This is a genomic window from [Scytonema hofmanni] UTEX 2349 (assembly GCF_000582685.1).
In the GTDB taxonomy this organism is placed as follows: domain Bacteria; phylum Cyanobacteriota; class Cyanobacteriia; order Cyanobacteriales; family Nostocaceae; genus Hassallia; species Hassallia hofmanni.
Genome location: NZ_KK073768.1, coordinates 3,245,326 through 3,262,746, shown reverse-complemented (window position 1 = coordinate 3,262,746; position 17,421 = coordinate 3,245,326). Strand labels below are relative to the sequence as shown.

14 protein-coding genes are annotated in these 17,421 nt (G+C 40.8%); 10 read left to right on the top strand and 4 right to left on the bottom strand.

What is annotated here, in order from left to right; genetic code table 11:
* The first annotated feature begins 32 nt into the window (after nt 1–32).
* The 6 genes from TOL9009_RS0119590 to TOL9009_RS49495 all read left to right on the top strand — a co-directional run bounded on the left by TOL9009_RS0119590 (nt 33) and on the right by TOL9009_RS49495 (nt 5,063).
* The gene (locus tag TOL9009_RS0119590) at nt 33–1,385 is read left to right on the top strand and encodes a glycosyltransferase (RefSeq protein WP_029634281.1); all 1,353 of its coding nucleotides are present in this window, start codon (nt 33–35) and stop codon (nt 1,383–1,385) included.
* A gap of 263 nt (nt 1,386–1,648) precedes the next feature.
* Nucleotides 1,649–2,053, top strand: a complete 405-nt coding sequence (locus tag TOL9009_RS39795) for a class I SAM-dependent methyltransferase (protein WP_084763259.1) — start codon at nt 1,649–1,651, stop codon at nt 2,051–2,053.
* A gap of 68 nt (nt 2,054–2,121) precedes the next feature.
* Entirely contained in the window at nt 2,122–3,141 is a 1,020-nt protein-coding gene (locus TOL9009_RS0119580; protein ID WP_029634280.1) for a glycosyltransferase family 2 protein, read from the top strand.
* Between the two features lie 73 nt (nt 3,142–3,214).
* Entirely contained in the window at nt 3,215–3,973 is a 759-nt protein-coding gene (locus tag TOL9009_RS0119575; protein WP_029634279.1) for an FkbM family methyltransferase, read from the top strand.
* Nucleotides 3,974–3,995: 22 nt separating this feature from the next.
* The gene (locus TOL9009_RS0119570) at nt 3,996–4,913 is read left to right on the top strand and encodes a glycosyltransferase (RefSeq protein WP_038297348.1); all 918 of its coding nucleotides are present in this window, start codon (nt 3,996–3,998) and stop codon (nt 4,911–4,913) included.
* 27 nt (nt 4,914–4,940) lie between these two features.
* The gene (locus TOL9009_RS49495; protein WP_260675921.1) at nt 4,941–5,063 is read left to right on the top strand and encodes a hypothetical protein; all 123 of its coding nucleotides are present in this window, start codon (nt 4,941–4,943) and stop codon (nt 5,061–5,063) included.
* A 26-nt stretch (nt 5,064–5,089) separates the two neighbouring features.
* Here the strand turns inward: TOL9009_RS49495 and TOL9009_RS0119565 are convergent, their stop codons facing one another.
* Nucleotides 5,090–5,296: a type II toxin-antitoxin system HicA family toxin gene (locus TOL9009_RS0119565; protein WP_029634277.1), complete on the bottom strand. Its 207-nt coding sequence runs from the start codon at nt 5,294–5,296 to the stop codon at nt 5,090–5,092.
* Complete coding sequence (locus TOL9009_RS0119560; RefSeq protein WP_029634276.1) at nt 5,293–5,496, bottom strand: type II toxin-antitoxin system HicB family antitoxin; 204 nt, start codon at nt 5,494–5,496, stop codon at nt 5,293–5,295. Before TOL9009_RS0119560 ends, TOL9009_RS0119565 begins: the two co-directional genes overlap by 4 nt.
* Nucleotides 5,497–5,754: 258 nt before the next feature.
* Between TOL9009_RS0119560 and TOL9009_RS0119555 the strand changes: the two genes are divergently transcribed.
* The 4 genes from TOL9009_RS0119555 to glf all read left to right on the top strand — a co-directional run bounded on the left by TOL9009_RS0119555 (nt 5,755) and on the right by glf (nt 11,846).
* Nucleotides 5,755–6,600, top strand: a complete 846-nt coding sequence (locus TOL9009_RS0119555; protein WP_029634275.1) for a glycosyltransferase family 2 protein — start codon at nt 5,755–5,757, stop codon at nt 6,598–6,600.
* A 119-nt stretch (nt 6,601–6,719) separates the two neighbouring features.
* Complete coding sequence (locus tag TOL9009_RS0119550) at nt 6,720–7,988, top strand: glycosyltransferase family 4 protein (RefSeq protein WP_260675920.1); 1,269 nt, start codon at nt 6,720–6,722, stop codon at nt 7,986–7,988.
* Between the two features lie 83 nt (nt 7,989–8,071).
* Nucleotides 8,072–10,627, top strand: a complete 2,556-nt coding sequence (locus TOL9009_RS49490) for a glycosyltransferase (protein ID WP_084763257.1) — start codon at nt 8,072–8,074, stop codon at nt 10,625–10,627.
* A 97-nt stretch (nt 10,628–10,724) separates the two neighbouring features.
* On the top strand, nt 10,725–11,846 hold the full coding sequence (gene glf / locus TOL9009_RS0119535; RefSeq protein WP_029634272.1) for a UDP-galactopyranose mutase: 1,122 nt from the start codon (nt 10,725–10,727) through the stop codon (nt 11,844–11,846).
* Nucleotides 11,847–12,032: 186 nt separating this feature from the next.
* Here the strand turns inward: glf and TOL9009_RS39785 are convergent, their stop codons facing one another.
* Together TOL9009_RS39785 and TOL9009_RS39780 are read right to left on the bottom strand one after the other, a co-directional pair.
* Nucleotides 12,033–14,339, bottom strand: a complete 2,307-nt coding sequence (locus TOL9009_RS39785; RefSeq protein ID WP_186227602.1) for a glycosyl hydrolase family 28-related protein — start codon at nt 14,337–14,339, stop codon at nt 12,033–12,035.
* 951 nt (nt 14,340–15,290) lie between these two features.
* Nucleotides 15,291–17,363 carry a glycosyl hydrolase family 28-related protein gene (locus tag TOL9009_RS39780; protein WP_084763254.1) on the bottom strand — a complete coding sequence of 691 codons (2,073 nt, stop codon included), beginning with the start codon at nt 17,361–17,363 and terminating at the stop codon, nt 15,291–15,293.
* Between the last annotated feature and the right edge of the window lie 58 nt (nt 17,364–17,421).

Below are 17,421 nucleotides of genomic sequence, written 5' to 3'. Positions count from 1 at the left end.
AGTTAAGTTCCAAGTTAGAAAATACCAAAATCATGAACATACTTATTGTTGCATTTCATCAAGTTTATCCCTTTGAGACTGGCGCAAGTATTGCCCAATTTGGAATGATAGAATACTTAAGCGATCTATGTAATATAAGTCTATTACTTCCTGAAGAAAGCAGTATCACAGACCAAGAATTTACTGAACTAAAGCAATTGTTACCAAAAGTCAAGATTTATGCGGTAGATAACCAGGATAAATCAAATAAAAAAACACGCACTAATGATATTAGTTCAAAAGCACTTAATTTTGTTAGTGCTTTTAAACGTAAAGTTAAGCTTTTCTTGAAAAGTTTGCTAAAATTTTCGCAAAGTTATAGCAGTAGTAATTTAAAAAATGTTCCAGAAGTAAATGTTTGGGAAGCCGATTTTGTTACTATGTACTCATCATGGAATCCATATTATATTCACAGTAAGGAATATGTTGAAAAATTGAATGAGATAATTCTGCAAGATGAAATTGATATTGTTCAATTAGAATATGTAGACAATCTAAATTTGGTAACAGCCCTTCCTCCACACATCAAAAAAGTATTTGTAGAACATGAGTGTATATTTTTAAGAATTAAATCTCATATAGAGGCAAGACAACTCAAATCAGTTTTTGCTGATTATGTTATGAACTTCTATAAAAATGTTGAGATTTCTTTGCTTAATAAAGTAGACGGCGTTTTAACATTTAATCATCTAGAATATGAAATTTTAAAAAATTCTTTAGAAGATAAAAATAATAAAATTGAGGTTTTTGTTTCCCCTTTCCCTGTTCTTGAGCGGGACTTTAAAGAAATAGACAGGGAAAAATTTGTCAAACCAAACAAATTGATATTTGTAGGAGCAGACCATCATTATCCCAATCAAGAGGCTGTAAAGTGGTTTCTTGAAGAAACAGCAGTAGAAATTTTCAGGAAATTTGGCTTAAAATTTTATGTAGTAGGGAAATGGAAACCAGATACAGTTAAACAATATAATAACCATCCAAGCCAAGTTCAATTTATGGGCTTTATTGAAGATATATATGAGTTTTCTAAGGATAGTATTAGCATAGCTCCAGTAAGAATAGGTGGTGGTTTAAGAACTAAAATACTGTTGGCAATGGCTCAAGGTATTCCAGTTATAAGTACAAAGTTTGCACTTGAAGGAATAAATGCGAAGCATTTGGAAAGTGTGATGATTGCTGATGATAAAGATTCATTTTGCTGGGCTATAGAATATCTTTTAGCAGACTTAGAGCGCACATTTATGCTTTGCCAAAATGCTCAATGTATCATCAGGGAAGGCTACTCACAGTCTCTAGCTTCTGAAGTCAGATACAATTTTTATCAAAGAGTTTTGAAATCGAGATAGTTATGCTTGAATCTGAAAAAATTAGCATGAATCCAGGATAAGCTGATGCTGTGTACTGTCATTTATAGCTTATGTTCAGTTACTTAGCTAGTCAAGTTTCCTGAGATTAAATCAAGTTAAAAAGACTGGCAAAATATTCCTTTTTTTGATTTTTTGTGTTGAAGTACAGAATTGAGAGAATAAGGTATTTACTAGGCGATTATCAAAGCGGTTATATAACTGAAGATTAATCAGATTTACTTTACTAAAGGATATTTACTTTTATGGATTACCTTAACCTTGGCTGTGGTGATCGCTATCATCCCGATTGGACAAATGTTGATATTGTCTCAACAGGAGGAAGCGTAATTGCCCACGATCTCACTCAAGGTATTCCCTTTCCTAATGCTTCTTTTGATCTTGTCTATCATTCACATGTACTAGAACACATACCAAAAACAGAAGCTGAATCTTTTTTGAAAGAGTGCTATCGTGTCTTGCGTCCTCAAGGTGTCTTGAGAGTAGTAGTTCCAGACTTAGAACAGATTGCTAAAACTTATCTAATAGCAGTGGAACAAGCTAGCAGTGGTTCTCAAGAGTGGACTTCTAACTACGAGTGGACGGAACCGGATGGTACAGTTTACAAACCAGATTCTCTATATATGGAAGCCATTAAACCACCTGCATGAAGCTTCTGCATATCGATGTCCGTCTTTTAGTTGAATCATTAGCTTTTAAATAATTATAGAGAATCCTAATGAGTGAGCAACACCCACATAGAGCTACTATTTTACCTGTACCCGAGGGCAGTCCACGACCTTTGTGGTCTGTAATGATTCCTACATACAATTGCGCCAACTATCTGCGCGAGACACTGGCTAGCGTATTAGCCCAAGATCCGGGAGCTGATATCATGCAGATTGAGGTGGTTGACGATCACTCCACCAAGGACGATCCAGCAGCAGTTGTTGAAGAACTAGGTCGTGGTCGCGTTAGTTTTTATCGGCAACCAGAGAACGTAGGTTATATCAGAAACTTTGAAACTTGTTTGCAGCGATCGCGTGGTAAGTTGATTCATCTTCTACACGGTGATGATTGCGTCAGAGATGGCTTTTATCGCAAGCTACAACGAGGCTTTGACGAAAACCCCGAAGTTGGATCTGCTTTTTGCCGACATATGTTGATGGATGAGCGAGGACACTGGACCCACATTTCCTGGTTAGAGCAGCCTGAAAGTGGCATTTTGAGTAATTGGCTAGAGCGAATTGCTGTGCAGCAACGTATTCAGACACCATCAATTGTGGTGCGACGTGATGTATACGAGCAACTTGGTGGGTATGACCGTCGTATGACCTGCTGGGGTGAAGACTGGGAAATGTGGGTTCGTATTGCTGCTTGCTACCCAGTGTGGTACGAAGTTGAGCCACTAGCTTTATACCGCAGAGGTTCAACTTCATTAACTGCACAATCTGTACGAACTGGTAAGAATATTCAAGATTTTCGTAAAGCAGTGGATATAGTGCGGGAATATTTACCAACTGAGTGTGCTGATAAACTTACACAAACAGCATTAAGGAACTATGCATTTTATGCACTTAATACTGCAAATGAATTTTTTAGTGTAGGCGATCGTTATGGTGCCAGAAATCAACTTAGAGAAGCTTTACTATGTCACTCATCACTGTCGGTAGTTAGCTCTTCACTAAAGCTAGGTATAAAAATCTTTTACCTCATGATGCTGTCGGGGCTAAGTGGGGCACAGCCTGCAAATTCATAAATAGTTCTTTAGGGAAAAGTCTGCTTAGCCTCCTTCTCAGAAAAGCTTCTTAAGATTGCTAGGAGTTTATTCAATGCAAAAAGTGCTGAAACAAATTTTTAAACAGTTAGGATATGACGTGCATCGTCTTAATCCATCTAAGGTGGGTACAGAATATCGACCTGTAGGTAATATGCAGATACTTTTGGAGGATCTTAAATATCGAGGCTTAATGTGTCAATCAATTCTTGACGTAGGAGCTAACGATGGAAACTGGAGTAGAATTGCCAAGACAGTATTCTCCTCAGCAAATTGCTTCCTGATTGAGCCGCAGATTGAAATGCAGTCTTATTTAGATAATTTTTGTAAAGAGTTTCCAGGTTCAAATTGGTTCCTAGTAGGTGTGGGTGCAAGCCCTAGTGAAATGACTTTAACTATTTGGGATGACCTAGTAGGTTCATCGCTTTTGCCATCCGAATCAGAAGAGTTAAAGGTATCAGGCAAGCAAAGAAAGATTCAGATAGTTACTATTGATTCACTAATTAAAAATAATTTAATACAAATACCCCAGTTAGTCAAATTGGATATTCAAGGTTTTGAACTTGAAGCGCTACGGGGAGGAACTATGCTGTTTGGCAGCACAGAGGTTTTCATCTTAGAAGTTTCTTTGTTTGAGTTTTTGGAAGCTCAGCCTATTTTCCACGAAATTATTGCCTTTATGGTTGAGCGAGGCTATCTAGTATATGACTTTCCAGGTTTTCTCAGAAGACCATATGATGGTGCTCTTGGACAAGTTGACGTGTGCTTTGTGAAGCAAGATGGGTTTCTGCGTAAAGAAAATCGTTGGTTTTAGTAATTTATTAATGTACCCCCCTATGCAACTAGCTATAAGTATCATCATCTGCACTCATAACCCTCAATGGAATTACCTCGATAAAGTATTAGCAGCACTCAAGTCTCAGACGTTGCCCTTGGAACAATGGGAACTATTACTAGTTGATAATGCGAGTGAACAATTACTCTCATCAGAAATTGACCTTACCTGGCATCCTAACGCTCGTCATGTTCGAGAAGAGCAACTAGGTCTTACACCAGCCCGGTTGCGTGGAATTCGGGAAGCTCAAGCCCAAGTACTAGTCTTCGTTGACGATGATAACGTCCTTGATTCAGACTATCTTGAAATAACCTTAGGAATCAATAAAGACTTCCCATTCCTTGGCGCTTGGGGTGGACAGATTAGAGCTGAGTTTGAGGTGGCACCTCCAGACTGGACTAAACCTTATTGGGGTCACTTGGCTATTCGGGAGTTGGAGCGAGACAAGTGGTCGAACTTAAACCTACATGAAACAGCTCCTTGTGGTGCTGGAATGTGTGTACGAAAAATTGTGGCACAGAAGTATGCTGATCTGGTATGTACTGACCAGAAAAGATTAGGTCTAGACCGAAAGGGAAAGCTATTAATGAGCGGCGGAGATTCAGATATAGCATTTACATCCTGTGACATTGGATTAGGTACAGGACAGTTCACATCTCTCAAATTAACTCATCTTATGCCAGCGAATCGGTTGGAAGAGGAATATTTGATTAAGTTAGTAGAAGGTATGGAGTATTCCCACAGAATACTAGATTCTTTAAGGGGTCAGATGCCAAATGTAGCACGTTCATCATGGAAAGGAAAATTACTTGAATTTTATCGACTTTTACAAATGAATCCGAGAGAGCGTCGCTTTTATAAGGCGAAAAAAAGAGGGCTGCTTTTAGCTAGTCAAGCAATTTTTAGTTTTCAAAGGTGAGTTTTTATATGAGTCTATAAGTCAAAATTGTCGAGCTGTCGAGCGATCGCTCTTGCAGAGTACACCCTAGAACTTCAGGCACAGCGGTACGTTGATTTGTACCGTCAGATTTTTGAGAAACAGGGACGAACATTGGCTAATAAGTGTTGATTTAGAGGTAGAGCGATCGCTCTTTATTACAAATCTTCTTCAGTTAACTCGGCTATCTTCATCAAAGCTTTCAAAGTTCCTATCTTCAAATCTTTGTTCCCATGAACTGGAATCGACAGTATGTTACTAAACTCAGGTTGCTGATAAATGTGATGACTACCAGTAATTTTCTTCAAAAACCATCCCTTCTTTTCTACTATCGAGCATAGCTTTTTCCCAGAAATAGACTTCATATAGCAATTTCAACTACCTGAACTGTATCTTCTGTGGAATGACTTTCATTAGCGACCTCAAGCCATCCTTCAATCGCATCCTTGAGATTAGCCATTAACTCTTCCCAAGTATCACCCTCAGTAATACAACCAGGTAGAGCAGGAACCTCCGCCCAATATCCGCCTTCTTCAGCTTGGTGAACAATTGCCTTAAACTTCATGCCGAATGTTTCTATTAAAAACTTCAACTCTATGCTATCAGTGATGCTCAACCAAAAACCTGAGCAATATTCTCGCTAAGTTACAAATCAGTCTTTACACCGAGACATAACAATAGATTTTACAAAATTTTATAAAAAGTTCTTACAATTAATCCGGATTCTTCTGTTTATTACAGAATACTTCAGTAGTTATACGGTAAATCATCGACTACTTTATCGCCATCAAAGAATAGTCCTGTAATCTAAAGCAAGCCAAGCATGATTAGTGTTATCACACCAGTTTACAACGGAGAAAAATTCATTGAAGCCTGTATCAAGGTTGTCATTGAACAAAATTGTCCTGACGTTGAACACATCATTGTAGATGGTGGCTCAACAGACCGCACTGTAGAAATCATCAAACAATATGCAGAAAACTATCCACATATCCGTTGGATATCTGAAAAAGATAAGGGACAGTCGGATGCAATGAATAAGGGAATTGCAATAGCAAAAGGAGAAATATTAGCAATTCTCAATGTTGATGATTACTATGAGCCAAATGTACTGAATCGAGTATCAGAACTTTTTAAAACCTTACCGAACCCCAGCTTACTTGTTGGAAACTGTAACTTATGGAACGATGATGGTGAACTCATGGAAATCAATAAACCAAAAAAAATGAAGTTCACCGATTTTTTGATGGGATGGAATATAAATCCTTTGCCTGCTAACCCATCTGCATATTTCTATCATACTTCGGTACATCAAATTATAGGTCTTTATGATGTGGACGATCATGATTCAATGGATTTACATTTCATGCTACAGGCTGTGCAAGCAGCTACAGTCAAGTATGTAGATGAAACTTGGGGCAATTTTCGATTACTCAAGGGTACAAAAACTTTCAATAATAATTTGAGTGGTCAGACTATGCCGAGAATAGAAAGTATTATGGCTAGTTATCGTAAAAATCTCCCTTGGTATCAGCAGTGGCGAATAGCTATTATACGTGAGTTTTACGAAAAGAAGAATTGGATTGAAGTCAGAATCAAATATTTTTCAAAAAGCCCCCAAGAACTACCTCGGTCAATTACAGCAAAGTTGATAAAGAAATTTGGTTAATTGCCACAACATAAAGTGACAAAGAAACTACTTTTTGTAGCTTTAATAAAGTCAGAAAAACTGCAATTTTAGCCTTCATAAATTAAATAAATTATCCATCTTCAAACTTTTTAAATGCCGTGGAACTAAACTACAAAATTAAGGTCACGTTTTGTACCTATGATGATCCTGCCTTTACAGGAGGACCAAACTCATGGCTTAGGAGGTTGTTACCTGATCTTAAACTTGCTGGAGTAGAACCACAGGTGCTTTTTTTTATCAATGCTGATTCACCAGATGATTGTCCTTGTTTTGTAAATTTGCGTAATCAAGGAATTTCTTGCCAAACCTTTCCCTGGCAAACGACTACACAACAGAAAATTCACTGGATTCTCTCAAAACTAACTGAAGAGCCTCCGGATGTATTCGTGCCAAATATGCTAGCCCCAGCCTTCTATGCTATTCGATGGGTCAAAGAAGCAGGAATACCTACTGTTGGAGTTTTACATTCTGATGAAGAGTTTTATTGGGGTGTTTTAAGAGAATTTGTTTTTGGTAGAACTTCTTACAGCCTCTCTGCATTAGTCTGTGTTTCACAATTTTTAACACAAAAAGTTAGCAGTATAGGAAATACAGCAACCTTAATCAGACAAATTCCTTGTGGTGTAACTCTGCCTGAGAACTTTGCTCAACCGCCTTTAGAGCGAATGAGGCTGATATATGTCGGTCGTTTAGTGGAAGAACAAAAGCAGATATCCCAAGTAACATCTGCCTTGTGCCGTGCTGTTAGAGAGATACCGAATACAGAAGCAATAATATTCGGAGATGGTTCGGCAAAAGCTAATGTTGAAAAAATACTTACCACAGAAGGAAAAGGATTACCAATAAAATTAGCTGGGCTAGTAGACAATGCTCGAATTCAAGAAGTGATGCTAGAATCTCATGCTTTGGTTTTGCTATCAGATTATGAGGGCTTACCCATTGCTCTGATGGAAGCTATGGCATGTGGTGTAGTCCCAATATGTCTACAAATGCGGAGTGGAATACCAGAGTTAGTAGAAGATGGAGTGACTGGGTTGCTGGTCAATGACAGAGGTAATGAGTTTGTGACTGCTGTTAAACGCCTAAGAAATGAAGTGGGACTTTGGGAAAGATTGTCCGTATCTGCCCGTGCCAAAATAGAAGCTTATTACTCTAGTGAAGTTTGCACAAGCAAATGGGTTCATTTACTGACAGAATTACATACTAATTCTCAAGGGGTGAAAGCCATAAAAAAACCTTTCTGGATAAAGCTACCACCTGTTAATTCTGCTTTAGCACGCGAAGATGTACGTATACCTTATTTTATATTTAAATTTTTACGTAAACTCCGCCAAAATCTTCGTTTAATTCAGCAAAAAATATTCTGAAAAACATAAAAATAGCACACATTATTATCCGTAATATTGCCAAAAATTTGCAATATAGCTACCAAAAGTAACACTGTAATATTATGACTATTCCTCAAACAAAGTTGCGGCTCCTAGTAATATCTCCCTCTACTGAACGTGGCGGTGCTGAGGGATATGCCCTGACATTAACTTCAGCAGCAGTCGAAAAAGGTTGGGACGTGCATGTAGCTTTCCCAAAAAGGGAACAAACAGCATCTCTTATCAAAAGCTTTGAGGAAAACGGTGTAAGTTATCACCCTTTAGAAATTGAAAATTCAAATCCTCTCAAATTCAAAACGATAAGAAAATATTTACCTCACTTAACTCAAACAGTTCGTTTACTACTGAAGAATAAGCCAGACGTGGTGCAAATAGTCCTGCCTCAGTTGGACTTGTGTTTGGGTAGCATACTTGCATGTGGTTTATTAAAGATACCGACAGGAGTTGTCTTTCAGTTAGCACCTACTCCTATTTCTTATAATCGGGTAAGATTAAAGCTTTATCAGTGGGCACGAGATAGAAATCAGCAGTGGATTGCTGTATCAGAGCATAATCGCAAAGTCATCTCTGAATCATTTCAGTTTCCTCGTGAACAAGTGCGTTATATCTATAACGGGAGTAAAGCAGCTTTATCTATAAACAACTTCAACAACGAGGAAATCAATAACTTACGCCGTCAAATCAAACAAGAACTTAATCTACCACAAACGAGTCGTCTTGCTCTCACCGTTGGTCGCTTAGAGTCTCAAAAAGGACACGTGGATCTCATTCCGGCAATCCCTCACTTGGTTAAAGAGTTTCCAGATGTGAGGTTTGTTTGGGTAGGAGACGGAAAGGAACGGGAAGATATACTTCAAAAAGTTCGACAATACGGTGTTGAAGATAAAGTATTGTTTTTGGGATATCGCTCTGATGTCCCAAAATTATTAGTTTCTGCTGACTTGTTTCTCTTCCCTACTCGGTATGAAGGTCAACCCTTTGCACTGATGGAGGCAATGGCGCACGGATTACCAATCGTGACCTCAGATGCTTGTGGTATTCCGGAGTTAATAGAGAATAGAGTTCATGGTCTACTGTTCCGTACGGGCGATAGCTGTGACCTCCTGGAAACGACTCGTTGGGCACTTCGCTACCCGGAGGAGATGCAGCAGATGGCTATGAAGGCAAAACTGCGCGTCCAGGATTTTTCGGAGCAGAGAATGGTGGAGGAAACTTTAAGCTTATTACAGAAGTTAAGCAATGCTCCGAAACAAGTTGATTTATCCAAGCCTAACTCCTCTAGAATTGTTTCTGCAAAGATCCAAGAACCTGTAATAAATCGACCTATTAAGGTTCAGATTTTTAGTCGGCATATTCCAATCCAGAATACTGTTGGTAATGCCACTTATATCTTGGACTTCATCCGCTACTTACATTATGCAGGTTGTGAAATTGAGTACACAGTTCTAAGTTCATCCCCAAATGGCGGAATTCCCTTCTATATTATTCCATCGTCGTTGGCAGCGATCGCCACTGTGTCAGCAAGGGATAACTTGCGAATTGGTCGTGTTCTGTTAAAATTCAACTCCTTATCACAATGGCTTCTTGCGCCATTACAGCTAGCTTACAGACAAGTGCCAAACAATTGGAAAAGTTTCTACCGAGCTGTTTGGAATAAACTACGGAACAAGCGCGAGGATGCGATCGCCCCTCAAACTTGGGATGCTTTGGCAACACCAGAGGAAGTAGCCTTTGCAAATTCACGCTTTGTCAGCTTCCAGCCAGATGTTGTGATTGCTAACTATACTTGGTTAGGGAGTCTATTAGAGGCTCTCCCGCAAAAGCAATCAGTCTTAAAAGCCATATTAACTCATGACATTCTTCACCAAAGAGTTGCCGATTTTAGAAAAATAGGCGTAGATTCCCATCTTTCAGACTGGAATTGGGACAAAGAATCTGCACTGTTGCGAAAAGCACAAGTTTTGTTAGCTATTCAGGAACAAGAGGCTGAAATTCTCAAAGAGATGGCTCCTTCAAGCAAGGTGATTAGTATGCCTATGTCTGTTGTTTGCCATGTTCACGAGACTCAGCAAGTTGATGGTCGCTGCTTATTTGTAGGTAGTGGATCGCCTCACAATGTTCATGGTTTACGATGGTTCTTGGAAAATGTATGGCTACTTGTTTTAGACGCAGCCCCATATTGCAGTCTCCATGTTTGTGGTGACGTATGTGCTCAGATTCAAGGAAGTTTTCCAAATGTTCGCTTTTTAGGCAGAGTTGCCAACCTTAAGCCAGAGTATGGAGCCGCTCAGGTCTGTATGGTTCCTCTTCTTATGGGTAGTGGACTGAAGATTAAGCTTGTAGAAGCTCTGTCATCTGGGCGTGCTTGCGTATCAACACCTATTGGTGTTCAAGGACTAAGTGATATAGTCGGTCATGCTGTGCTTGTAGCCGAAACAGCCGAAGAGTTTGCAGCAGCAATTCACACACTGATAACCAATCCAGAAAAACGTAAATGGATGGAGGCACAAGCTCATCAATATGTAAAAGGGAAACTTTCTCCTCAAGCAGTGTATCAACCATTTTTACATCAAATTGAACAGCATATACAGCAGGTAACAAACTCTGTCCTTAAATAATTTATCAAATTTAATCTTTTTGATAAAGGTATCAAACTGGCTGTAAGCAAGACCTGCACTCTAATACTTTACGTAACATAAATAAAAGAGAAGCCAAATGAAATTTGATTGGTTAATTATTGGAGCAGGCTATTCAGCTTGCGTTATGGCTGAAAGAATTGCTAATCAGTTAGGACAAAGAGTGCTAATTGTAGAACAGCGAAACCACATCGGTGGCAATGCTTACGACTACTACAACGAGCATGGAATTTTAATCCACAAATACGGTCCCCATATCTTCCACACCAAATCTAAAAAAGTTTGGGATTACCTATCTCAATTTACTGATTGGAGACATTACTATCACCATGTACTAGGAGTAGTTGAAGGCAAGAAAGTCCCCATCCCTTTTAATCTCAATTCCCTTTATGCTCTTTTTCCGCCAAAATATGCAGAGAAGCTAGAGAATTTACTTCTAGAAAACTTTGGTTTTGGGGTCAAAGTACCGATTTTAAAACTGCGTGAAAGTGCTAGTGGTGACTTAACTTTTCTAGCCGAGTACATCTATGAAAATGTCTTTCTCCGCTACACCATGAAGCAGTGGGGTGTGAAACCAGAAGAACTAGATCGGGGAGTTACAGGGCGTGTTCCAGTCTACATCAGTCGGGATGACCGTTATTTTCAAGACCCTTACCAAGCTATGCCCAAGCTTGGTTACACCGAAATGTTCCACAAAATGCTCGATCACCCCAACATTAAGGTGCTTCTGAACACAGATTACCGCGAAATTATCAACGACATTCAATTTAACCGGATACTCTGCACTGGTCCGATTGATGCCTTCTTTGATTATATGTACGGTGAGTTGCCCTACCGTAGCCTGCGCTTTCAATTTGAGACTTTGGATCAAGAGCAGTATCAAGAAGTTGGTACAGTCAACTATCCTAACGATTACGACATCACCCGCATCACTGAGCAGAAATATCTATCAGGACAAACCTCACCCAAAACCACTTTGGTGATGGAATATCCCCAAGCTTATGTACCAGGGAAAAACGACCCCTATTACCCCATCCTCAATGAGGATAACCGTGGGCGTCTAGACCTTTACCTTAAAGAAATAGAGAAACTCAACGGCAGTGTACTGTTTGCAGGGCGACTTGCAGATTACAAGTACTACGACATGGATCAAGCAGTGCTGCGGGCATTGGGCTTATTTGAGAAAGAAGTGGCGCAGTAAGTCTAACAGGTTAGGAGGTAGATCAATCAGGATTTACACACCAGAACCCAGCTTTTAATGCACCTTATTCAAAGCCCGCCTACGCGGGCTTTGTTTGTATAGCTCCAGTCTTCTAGACTGGGGGGAAAGAGGTTTTTAACGAGAATTTGTGATTAAAACTACGACTCTCAAACCCCTAATTTTCCCTCACTGCCCTCCTACGTAGAGCGGCACTGTACTACCATTAGTGTATTGGAAAACCTGATCGCGAGTGAGTTTACGACTTTGAGATCCCTGTGTGTCTTGAACCTGAATCTGGAAATCGTTAGCTCCATACTTTCTTGTGGCATAAGAGAGTGCAACCCAAGAATTGTCATTGATAAAAGCGATCTCATTAGGTGACACACTTTCAGTCACGTACAAGAGCGCTCCCAATAACTCGCTTGCACCACCTCCTTTGGTATGGATCACAGTGTTGACATTACCTCCTTCGGTTTTAAGACCTAACACCCAAAGCTTCCCGCCATTATTGAATATCTTCTCATTACTACCCTCAGGATTAATCTGACGCATCCATACTTGTTGCGGATGCTCAAAGCGCCAAGTTTCAGCAGATACATTCTCAACGAAGAGCTTTCCGGCTCCTGGGGTGTTCCGAAACACATACTTCTGGTCGGTGGTTCTCCATGAGCAGCAGCCCATATCCTTCAAAAACAGTGTTCGGGAAGTAGCTTGTTCAAAACCAATCAATCCAGGTGAGGCATCTGGAGTAATATTTGTGATACCAACACGTTCAATAGTCACGTCAGGCGCTGCTCCATCCTCAATCCGAAAGAATGGTTTGGGATTGTTTGCATCCCCAAAGGCTCTTCCACCAGGAGAAAGCGTAGCATTCATCGCAATGATTTTGCGAACATTTCCCCTGACGCGTAGGGTATCACTGATATAGTAGCGACCAGGTGGAATGTAAACGGTGGATTTTCCTGAGTCGAGGGCGTTTTGAATTGCAGCCGTATCATCGCCCCAATCATCGCCACCATTTGCTGCTTTCCCTCTTGCACCATAATCCTCAACGTTTGCCCAGTTTGAGAGATTATTATCATGAAAGTCTGGCGGTTCCTCGACTGGAAGATTGAGAGAGGTCTTTGCGGAAGTCCCAAACAAAGTAAAAGGAGTGTTCGAGGTATATTCCTTTACCGTAGCTTCCTGCAAGACCTTGTTATCTTGCATAATTGCAGACAGATAACCCGATGAACTGACATTCCGGGCAAACATACGGCTATTGCTCTCAATAGCACTTACCAAGGGATTATTGCCATAAAGCTCGGCATCGATTAGGGTCATAAGACCCGTCATGCCTGTATTGCGTATCGCCGGCACACTATTGCTGCTCCAGAGGTCTCGTATTGCTACAATATTTCCCGCATTCTCTAAACCGACAGTTTTCTGGTTGCAAAGACTAATGTGTTCGAGAGTCATACCGTTGACCTCGCCCGCAATACGAATACCATGATCAAAGCCTTCCACAACGACGTTCTTGACTAGAGCAGGACCAATCCACTTTCGAGTTATCTCAAGCCCGACAAGTCCTTGACCGCGAAGTGTGACATTGCGAACCGCACCCATGTTGTTGGCTAAATAATCGAGTGCGATCGCTCCACGATTATTACCAGTGTCAATCGTCAGGTCTTCAATGTAGTTTGCAAATGCCTCGTTCCCCTCCCCCTTTCCGAAATAGTCCTTTGCTCCGGCGTAAGCATCTGTCGTATAGAGTCCCGACGCGGTATAGACTACTGCTTTCGGGTTGCTAGGATCGTTGTAACTAGGTGCATTGTCCTTCAACCGGATAATAGTGTTGGTGCGGTTTTGTCCTTGAAGCCTTAGCTGTGATTGCCATTTACCGTTCGTGTCTTTCCACTCCAGGCGATCGCTCACAAGGTAAGTCCCTTGAGGGAAATAGACAACTCTGTTTGTACCTACGTTCTCTCGAATCGCCCTTTGGATTGCGGGAGTATCATCTGTGACTCCATCGCCTTTGGCTCCATACTGTGTCTTAACATTAATCACCATATTTTCGGGAAAAAGCTTATCCTCCGAAGTATTGGCGGTGACGACACATCTATTTTCTGCTGAGTTGACAGCAACCTTCTCAGAAAGCCCTAATTGAGAGGGGATGTTTGCACTCAGTGTAGGTTTGTTAACCCCAGCAATAGGAGAAAATACTGCTATCCCACACATGATGGAAAGTTTAGAAAATGTCTTCTTTCTGCGCTTAAACTTTGTCACAACTACCTTGGTAGGAGTAGGTTCGTTAACCTCAGCAACAGAAGAAAGTTCTGTTATCCCACACATGCTCGAAAGTTTAGACAATATCTTTTTTCTACGCTTAAACTTTGTCACAACTACCTTGGTAGGAGTAGGTTCATTTACATCAGCAACAGAAGAAAGTTCTGTTATCCCACACATGCTCGAAAGTTTAGACAATATCTTCTTTCTGCGTTTAAACTTTGTCACAACTACCTCGCTTCTTAATAGGGAACTTATTTTGACGCTTAAGCGTCTCCTCTTTTCACTAGAGGTGGGGATTCGTCCATCACCGAGAACTATTCATTTCTTGGGCGCAGTCGCTAAACCAAATATCTGTCCAATGAAACCAAATATTGAGCCTATCTTAGATAGACCATAGAGTTTCATCTTGGCAAAGATTTGAGGATGACTGGGAATATTTGTGTGCGCTCAACGGTAGATCAAAATATTCAGGCTGAATACTTGCTTTTTGCACCTAGACTAAAATTAAAGCACACAGCGGGAACATATCACTTCTGCAAAAATACTCAATAGTTGCAGTATGGTAAATACACAGGATTCACTTAGATCAGGTTAATGACCGCTGAAGAAAAGCAACAGCTACATGTAAAATTAACACAAATCACATCAATTATGTTGTGGAATCTACTTACTATTATGGGTTAGGCTTTTTTTAGCGATCGCCAATTTTAGATCGGGTCATCTGAAGTATGAATTCAGAAGGCAGAAGGCAGGAGGCAGAAGGCAGAAGGCAACCCACCCTTACTCATAGTGGGATTGAAACAAGGACGTTTTATACCGGAAGTGCAAGCAGTCTCGGTATAATTATTTGTTTAAACTGGGCTTTAGCTTTAAACCCAGAACTAAAGTTTTAATTGATACTCGTAACCTTCTGCCTTCTGCCCTCGAACTTCTGCCTTTCTTGTAAACCCCATCAACAAATTGAGGGGCTTATAGGCTTGTATCCTATAAATGTATGAACATTGCTTACGGCTTTGCAAATCGAGAAGGATTGACCGTTGACAAGTTTTTTATTGTTTATCCTTCTTCAAATACACAGCGCGAACATACTTTTTTGTCAAAATGGTATGTGGATTTTTTTTTGGTGAGTTCCAAAGTTGCTCAAGGCAATTGAAAATTCTTGATTAGAAATTTCCTTCACTGCTTTCCTACATAAAGTGGCACCGCACGCCCATTACCATGCCCAAGCAGCCGATTGCGAGTGAGTTGAAAACGCTTAAACCCTCGTGTTTCTTGAACATGAATCTGGAAGTCGTTGGCTCCGTAGCTAATAGTGGCATAAGAGAGTGCAACTTGAGAGTTGTCATTGATAAAAGCGATCGCATTTGATGGCACGTTCCCGGTCACGTACAACAGCGCTCCCAATAACTCGCTGACACCACCTCCTTTCGTATGGATAACAGTGTTGACATTACCTCCTTCAGTCTTCAAACCTAACACCCAGAGCTTGCCACCGTTATTAAATATCTTTTTATTACTACCTTCAGGGTTAAGCTGACGTGCCCATACCTGTTGAGGATGTTCAAATTGCCAACTTTCAGCGGATACATCTTCAATAAATAGCTTTCCGGCTCTTGGCTTGTTCCGAAATACATACTTCTGATCATTGGGTCTTAATGAGCAGCAGGTCACATCTTTCAAAAATAGTGTTCGGGAGGTGGCTTGTTCAAAACCAATAAGTCCAGCTTGTGGTGGGGCTTGTTGAACAAGATTTAAAACACTAACATGTTCAATGGTCACATCAGGTGCTGTTCCATCCTCAATCCGAAAGAACGGTTTCGGATTATTGATATCTCCAAAAGCTGTCCCACCAGGAGAAAATGTAGCACCCATCGCAAAGATTTTGCGAACCTTTCCCCTGACGTGTAAGGTATCACTGACAAAGTAGCGACCCGGCGGAATATAGACAGTGGATTTTCCTGAGTCCATCGCTTTTTGAATTGCCACTGTATCGTCCCCCCATTCATCGCTTCCATCGGGGTTTTTCCCTTTTGCACCAAAATCCTCAACGTTTACCCAGTTTGAGAGCTTGTTATCATGAAAGCTTGGCGGCTCCTTAATCGGAAGATTGAGAGAGGTCTTTGCGGAAGATTTAAACAAAGTAAAAGGAGCAAACGAGGTAAACTCCCTGATCTTTGTCCCCTTTACGACCTTATTATCTTGCATAATTGCTGACCGATAACCAGATGAGCGGACATTCCGAGCAAACATACGGCTATTGTTCTCAATAGCACTTACCGAGTCACTGCTGCCACGAAGATCCGCATCGAGAAGGGTAATAAGGCTCGTGTTGTTGGTATTGCGTACCGCTGGAACACTATTGCTGCTTGAGAGGTTTCGGATAGCTACAACATTCCCTAAATTCTCTAAACCAACAGTTTTCTGATTGCAAAGATTAATATGCTCAAGAGTAATACCGTTGACCTGACTCCCAATCCGAATTCCAGAGTCAAAGCCTTGGACAAAGACGTTCTTGATCAGAGCCGGACCAATCCACTTTCGAGTCATGTCAAGACCGACGAGTCCTCTCCCTTGAAGTGTGACATTGCGAACCGCACCGATGTTGTTGGCTAAATAATCGAGTGCGATCGCTCCACGGTTATTACCAGTGTCAATTGTCAGGTCTTCAATGTAGTTTGCAAACGCCTCGTTACCCTCTCCTTTAGCTGGATAGTCTTTTCCGCCGCCGTTAGGCTGCTCTACATAAAGTCCCGACGCAGTATAGACTACTGCTTTAGGGTTGTTAGTAGAGTTGTAACCAGGTGCATTGTCCTTCAACCGAATAATAGTGGTGGCACGGTTTTGTCCTTGGAGCCATAGCTGCGATTGCCATTTACCGTTCGTGTCTTTCCATTCAAGGCGATCGCTGACAAGATATGTCCCTTGAGGGAAGTAGAGAATTTTGTTTTTCCCTACATTCTCGCGCATCGCCGTTAGAAGTGCTTGAGTATCATCTGTAACACCATCTCCCTTTGCTGCATAGCGGGTCTTAACGTTAACCACTAAATTATCGGGAAAGAGCTTATCCTGTGTCGGGGTAGTAGCAATAACGCATGGATTCTTCGCTCTTACTAGAGACTTGTCCGCAAAAATCCCCGACACAGAAGAAAGTCTAGGGTTTGTCACAGCAAACACAAAAGAAAGTAGTATTATCCCAGAGATGATGGCAAGCATAGAGGAGACTTTCCTTCTGCGCTTAATCTTTGTCATAACGACCTCGTTTCTTGCTACAGAACTTATTTTGATGCTCTCCCGCCTCCACTGTAAC